Raw genomic sequence first — 5,217 nt, forward strand, 5'->3', positions numbered from 1 at the left:
GCCATACACAGACAGCAAAGCCAACGCCGTAGCAAGGCCCGGCAACGCGATAGGCAGTACCAAGAGTTCTTCGACAAAGCGCGCCCAGCGCGTATTGCTACGTGCCAGAGCGTACGCCGCCGGCACGCCTATCGCGAGCGTGATCGCAAGTGTTGCAAGCGCGATCTCTATCGATAACCAGACCGAGCCCTGATACATCGCCCACACTTGATCGAGCCATTTGAGCGTCAGTCCACTCGATACGCCACGAAAATAGTTGACGGTCAGTCCGGCCATTACCGACATCACCACGGGCACGACCATGAACGCAACCAGCGCAAGCGTCAGCAGCAATTGCCCTGCAACGAGCAGACGACGCGGCTTAAGGAACTCAGGCATCGGCGTCCTCATGCAGTTGCGGCGACAGTCGCGCCGGTGAGGCTGCGAGCAACCGCCAGCACGGCCCACGTAACCAAACCGAGCACGATCGACAACGCCGCTGCTGTCGCGAGATTCGCGTTCAGCGTGAACTCGGTATAGATGGTCATCGGCAATACGTCGAGGTCGGTGGCGAGTGTGAACGCGGTGCCGAACGCGCCCATCGCGGTAGCAAAACACACCGCCCCCGCCGCGATCAAAGCAGGCATCAGCGCAGGCATGATCACATCCACAAAGATTCGCCACGGCGATGCCCCCAGCGAGCGCGCCGCCTCTTCCAGCGAGGCATCCAGCTTCGTTGCAGCCGCCATCACGGTAACGATCACGCGCGGAATCGAAAAATACAGATAGCCCAGAAACAAACCGCTGAGTGAATAAGCGAACACCCAGCGGTCGCCCGTCAGCCGTAAGGAGATGGCGCCGATCAACCCTTGGCGCCCGGCCAGCATGATCACCATGAACCCCACCACCACGCCGGGAAATGCGAGTGGAAATGTCAGCAGCGCGACCAGCACGCGCTTGGCCGGCAACTCGCGACGCGCCAGAAATAACCCCGCGATTGTCGATAACACCAGCGTCGCCGCCGTCACCGCCAGCGACAACGCAATCGTCGCGAGCAAGCTATGCAGATAACGCGAGTTGGTCAGAACTTCGCGATACGCGGTGAACGCATCCGGCACCGCGCTGGCCTGCAGCAACGCGACCAGCGGCAGCAGCCAGAACGCGCAGAAGACAGCCAGCGCGGGTGCTAACAGGAAGACCCGCGCGCGGGTGGAGAAGGTGGAATCTTGCATCGTTGAAAGATCAGTGCATGACGCGTAAATACTCTTCACCGAACGCGCTTTGCTTGGCAGCCATCTTCGCGAAGTCGACGTCCTTGGCGCGCGCAGACTCCGACGCCGGCAGGAACTTCGCGGCTATGTCAGGCGGCAACGCTCCGCCACGCACCGGTCGCAAATACGCATTTGCCCATAGGCGCTGGCCTTCATCCGACAACACAAAGTCCAGCACCTTCTCGCCGTTCGCCTGATGCGGTGCGCCCTTCACGAGACTCATCACATACGGCACGACGATCGTGCCTTCCTTCGGAATCACGAACTCGACGTTCGCGTGATCCTTGTATTTCGCACGATACGCGTCGAAGTCATAGTCGAGCAGGATAGGAATCTCGCCCGACATCACGCGTGCATACGCGGTCTGCTTCGGCACGATCGGCGCGTTGGCCTTCATCTTCTCGAACCAGTCGAGACCGGGCTTGAAGTTATCGAGCGTGCCGCCCAGCGCCTGGTTCACGGCCACTGCACCCGCATACCCCACGAACGCCGACGACGGATCAAGATACCCGACCATGCCCTTGTATTCGGGCTTGAGCAAGTCCGCCCACGAGCGCGGTACCGGCTTGCCGTCGAGCGCATCCTTGTTCACGAAAAAGCCCAGCGTGCCGGAGTGAATCGCGAACCAGGAACCGTCAGGATCCTTCATGCCAGCAGGGATATCGCTCCAGTGCGCCGGTTTGTACGGCTGCACGAGACCCTTGTCTTTCGCCTGGAACGCCGACGAAACGCCGAGATACACCACGTCGGCAATCGGGCTCTTTTGCTCGGCCATCATCTGCGCGATAGCCTGGCCGGAGTTCTTGTTATCGAACGGCACGCGGATGCCGGTCTGCTTCTGGATAGCAGCAATCTGGCTCGCCCAGTCCGCCCATTCAGGCGGGCAGTTGTAGCAGATCGCGGTGCTGTCAGCATAAGCCGCGCCGGCCGCGCAAAAGGTGGCCGTTGCTGCGAGCAGCGTAGCGAGGACATGACGGATTTTCATGCAGGTTTCTCCGATACGAGGGAGGCCGTTGTGGCCGCGGGATCGATCAATGGCGCGATGGTCGCGCCGGTTCTTACGCTATGAGGCAACTTGAACGGAATGGGGCCGCTGGTTGTATCGCCGGGCAGACCAAGCTGCGTGGCGAGATGAAGCCATGCGAACCTGCCAATCTCGCGGTTCGGCGTGGCGACGCTGGACAGCGCTGTCGACAACCATTCGCCAAGCGGAATGCCATCGAAACCGAGCACTGAAATATCGTGCGGTACAGACAATCCCGCATGCCGCAAACCACGCATCACGATGATCGCCAGGCGATCATTGCTGCAGAAAAGCGCAGTGGGCCGGCGAGCGGGATCGGAGAGATGGGCGAGCAGCGAGGGCGGCAAATCGTCCGCGTTGAAATCAAGTTCAAGCGGCGGATGAGGCGTGAGGCCGGCGTCGAGCATCGCGTCTTCGTAACCGCGATACCGCAAGCGCGCGCGGTCTGATTCCGCGAACGAACCCGCGAGCATCAGGATTCGCCGATGCCCGCGCTGCAACAACGCACACACGCCATCACGCGCCGCCCGCCGGTTATCCACCGACACCGCCGCGCGATACGCCGTGTCGTTATGCGCCAGCACATAAGGCAAGCCAATGCGATCGAGCTCGTCCAGCAAGGGGTTGGATTCGGCGTCGGCCACTGTCGCGATCAGGCCATCCACGCGTTGCTCTCGCAAGGTCTCGATCGCGCGACGCTCACGCGCGCTGTCATACGCGGTGGTCATCAGCATCAGGCGATAGTCACTGGCAGATGCCGCTTCATCAATGCCTTGCAACGACTCGGCGAAGACAGGATTGACCAGTGTCGGCACGACCACGCCGACCAGCCGCGTGCGTACGCCACGAAGCTGGCGGCCTCGTGCGCTGGGCATGAAGTCGAGCGCTTCGATCGAGTCGCGCACCTTGGCGAGCGTCTCCGCATTCAGCAATTGCGGTGCGTTGAGTGCACGCGAGACGGTGGCGATAGAAACGCCTGAATGCGCGGCAACGTCCTTGATGGTGGAGTGCATGAACGGTAGCAAGAATGAACTGAAAACGTTTACAGCAGCGATTATCGAAGCACTCTGTGACGTCCGCGTGAAAGCACGCGACTCATTGCCATGGGGTTCATTTGAGCTTTTTTATGCAATAAAAATGCCGCAGCCAAACCGTGGAATCAGCGTTGGAGCGCTGATTCCAGCGTAATTCGACGTCCGGCCTTACCGACTCTTTCTGCTTGTTATTTGCACGTAACCCCAGCGAAAGCAGACCGTCTTTTCGGGTTCATACGTAAGTGTTCCAATGCGCTCGGATCGAAAGAAAGGTCTTTGAACAGTCCGCATCCTAGTCCGCACCCGTCCCCAAAGGCCAAGCGGCCACAACAAGCACTGAAACAACGACATCGGGAGCTTCACACATGTTTCGTCGAGCCTTAATGGTTGGCGTACCCACCGCAGCAATGGCTATCGGCCTATATGCCTGCGGCGGCAGCAACAACAACAGCAACGGGTCCATCCAGAACCGGATCTCGACTGCTACGCCCATCAAGCACGTCGTCGTGATCTATAACGAGAACGTCTCGTTCGATCACTACTTCGCGACTTATCCGAACGCAACGAACCCGGCGGGCGAACCGGCATTCACGCCGGCTGCGGGTACGCCGGCAATCAATGGTCTTAGCGGCACGTTGCTGACGGCTAACCCGAACTTCACGAACCAGGCCAACGGCGCGGGCGCAGCCAATCCGTTCCGCCTGGACCGGACGCAAGCCGCGACCGCCGACCAGAACCACTCGTATACGCCTGAACAACAGGCCTATAACAATGGCGCAGCCGACCTGTTCCCGAAGTTCACGGGTAAGGGCACGGCAGGCGGTGCAGGCGCATTCGGTACCGCTGGCCAGGTCATGGGCTACTACGACGGCAACACGGTCGGCGCCCTCTGGAACTATGCGCAGCACTTCGCAATGAGCGACAACGCGTACACGTCCACCTACGGTCCGTCGACGCCGGGCGCACTCGAAGTCGTGTCGGGCCAAACCAACGGCCTGCAGCGGGTCAAGTTCAGCACGGCCGCGGTCAGTGCAACGAACACGGGTTCGTACTACGTGAACGATGGCCAGGGCGGCTTCACGCTGATCAACGACGTTGATCCGGCCAACGATATCTGCTCGAGCACGACCGACACCGCATTGCTGGCCGCCAAGAACATCGGCGACTTGCTGAACGCGCAGAACATCTCGTGGGGCGGCTTCATGGGCGGCTTCAACCTGGCGACCGTGAACAGCAACGGCACGACGGGTTGCAAGCGCAGCACGTTGTCGCCGGTGGTGGGTCAGGCTACTGCCGACTATGTCCCGCACCACAACTGGTTCCAGTATTTCGCATCGACGGCTAACCCGACGCACGCACGTCCGAGCTCGATGGCAGTGATCGGCTTGTCGCTTGAAGCGGATGGCAAGACGCCGGAACCCGCGAACCACCAGTACGACACCGACGACTTCATTGCAGCGGTCAAGGCGGGTAACTATCCGTCGGTCAGCTTCATCAAGGCGCCGGCGTTCCAGGATGGCCATGCAGGTTATTCGGATCCGCTCGATGAGCAGGCTTTCACCGCGAAGATCGTCAACTTCCTCCAGCAACAGCCGGACTGGGCGACGACTGCTGTGATCGTGGCATGGGATGACTCGGACGGCTGGTACGACCATGCTTACGCAGTCCCGACTTCGGCGTCGTTCGACGCGATTGCCGACCAGGTCAATGGTGCGGGCAAGTGCGGTACGGCTACGGCTCCGCTGGGTGTGCAGGGCGCACCGGTGAATGGCCGCTGCGGTCCGGGCACGCGTATTCCGTTCGTCGTGATCTCGCCGTGGGCGAAGGTGAACTACGTGGATCACACGCAGATTACCCAGGCTTCGGTGGTTCGCTTCATTGAAGACAACTGGCTCAACGGTGCGCGTCT

5 protein-coding genes and 1 pseudogene are annotated in these 5,217 nt (G+C 60.7%); 2 read left to right on the top strand and 4 right to left on the bottom strand.

What is annotated here, in order from left to right:
- The 4 genes and pseudogenes from JWR14_RS24550 to JWR14_RS24565 all read right to left on the bottom strand — a co-directional run.
- Positions 1 to 378: pseudogene (locus tag JWR14_RS24550) on the bottom strand (ABC transporter permease); the annotation flags it as partial.
- A gap of 8 nt (positions 379 to 386) precedes the next feature.
- Entirely contained in the window at positions 387 to 1,211 is an 825-nt protein-coding gene (locus tag JWR14_RS24555) for an ABC transporter permease (RefSeq protein ID WP_299713343.1), read from the bottom strand.
- Between the two features lie 10 nt (positions 1,212 to 1,221).
- Complete coding sequence (locus JWR14_RS24560; protein WP_299713346.1) at positions 1,222 to 2,235, bottom strand: ABC transporter substrate-binding protein; 1,014 nt, start codon at positions 2,233 to 2,235, stop codon at positions 1,222 to 1,224.
- Complete coding sequence (locus JWR14_RS24565) at positions 2,232 to 3,287, bottom strand: substrate-binding domain-containing protein (protein WP_299713349.1); 1,056 nt, start codon at positions 3,285 to 3,287, stop codon at positions 2,232 to 2,234. Before JWR14_RS24565 ends, JWR14_RS24560 begins: the two co-directional genes overlap by 4 nt.
- On the opposite strand from JWR14_RS24565, the gene JWR14_RS24570 reads away from it, so the two are divergent.
- Complete coding sequence (locus tag JWR14_RS24570; RefSeq protein ID WP_299713352.1) at positions 3,286 to 3,462, top strand: hypothetical protein; 177 nt, start codon at positions 3,286 to 3,288, stop codon at positions 3,460 to 3,462. The genes JWR14_RS24565 and JWR14_RS24570 overlap by 2 nt on opposite strands.
- Positions 3,463 to 3,673: 211 nt before the next feature.
- On the top strand, positions 3,674 to 5,217 hold a 1,544-nt coding region (locus tag JWR14_RS24575; protein WP_299713355.1), incomplete at its 3' end, for an alkaline phosphatase family protein.

Source organism: Caballeronia sp., assembly GCF_028292365.1.
Taxonomy (GTDB): Bacteria; Pseudomonadota; Gammaproteobacteria; order Burkholderiales; family Burkholderiaceae; genus Caballeronia.

Excerpts from the sequence above, each read along its gene's own strand:
- JWR14_RS24555 (WP_299713343.1), bottom strand. The coding sequence starts at position 1,211 with ATGCAAGATTCCACCTTCTCCACCCGCGCGCGGGTCTTCCTGTTAGCA.
- JWR14_RS24560 (WP_299713346.1), bottom strand. The coding sequence starts at position 2,235 with ATGAAAATCCGTCATGTCCTCGCTACGCTGCTCGCAGCAACGGCCACC.
- JWR14_RS24570 (WP_299713352.1), top strand. The coding sequence starts at position 3,286 with ATGAACGGTAGCAAGAATGAACTGAAAACGTTTACAGCAGCGATTATC.
- JWR14_RS24565 (WP_299713349.1), bottom strand. The coding sequence starts at position 3,287 with ATGCACTCCACCATCAAGGACGTTGCCGCGCATTCAGGCGTTTCTATC.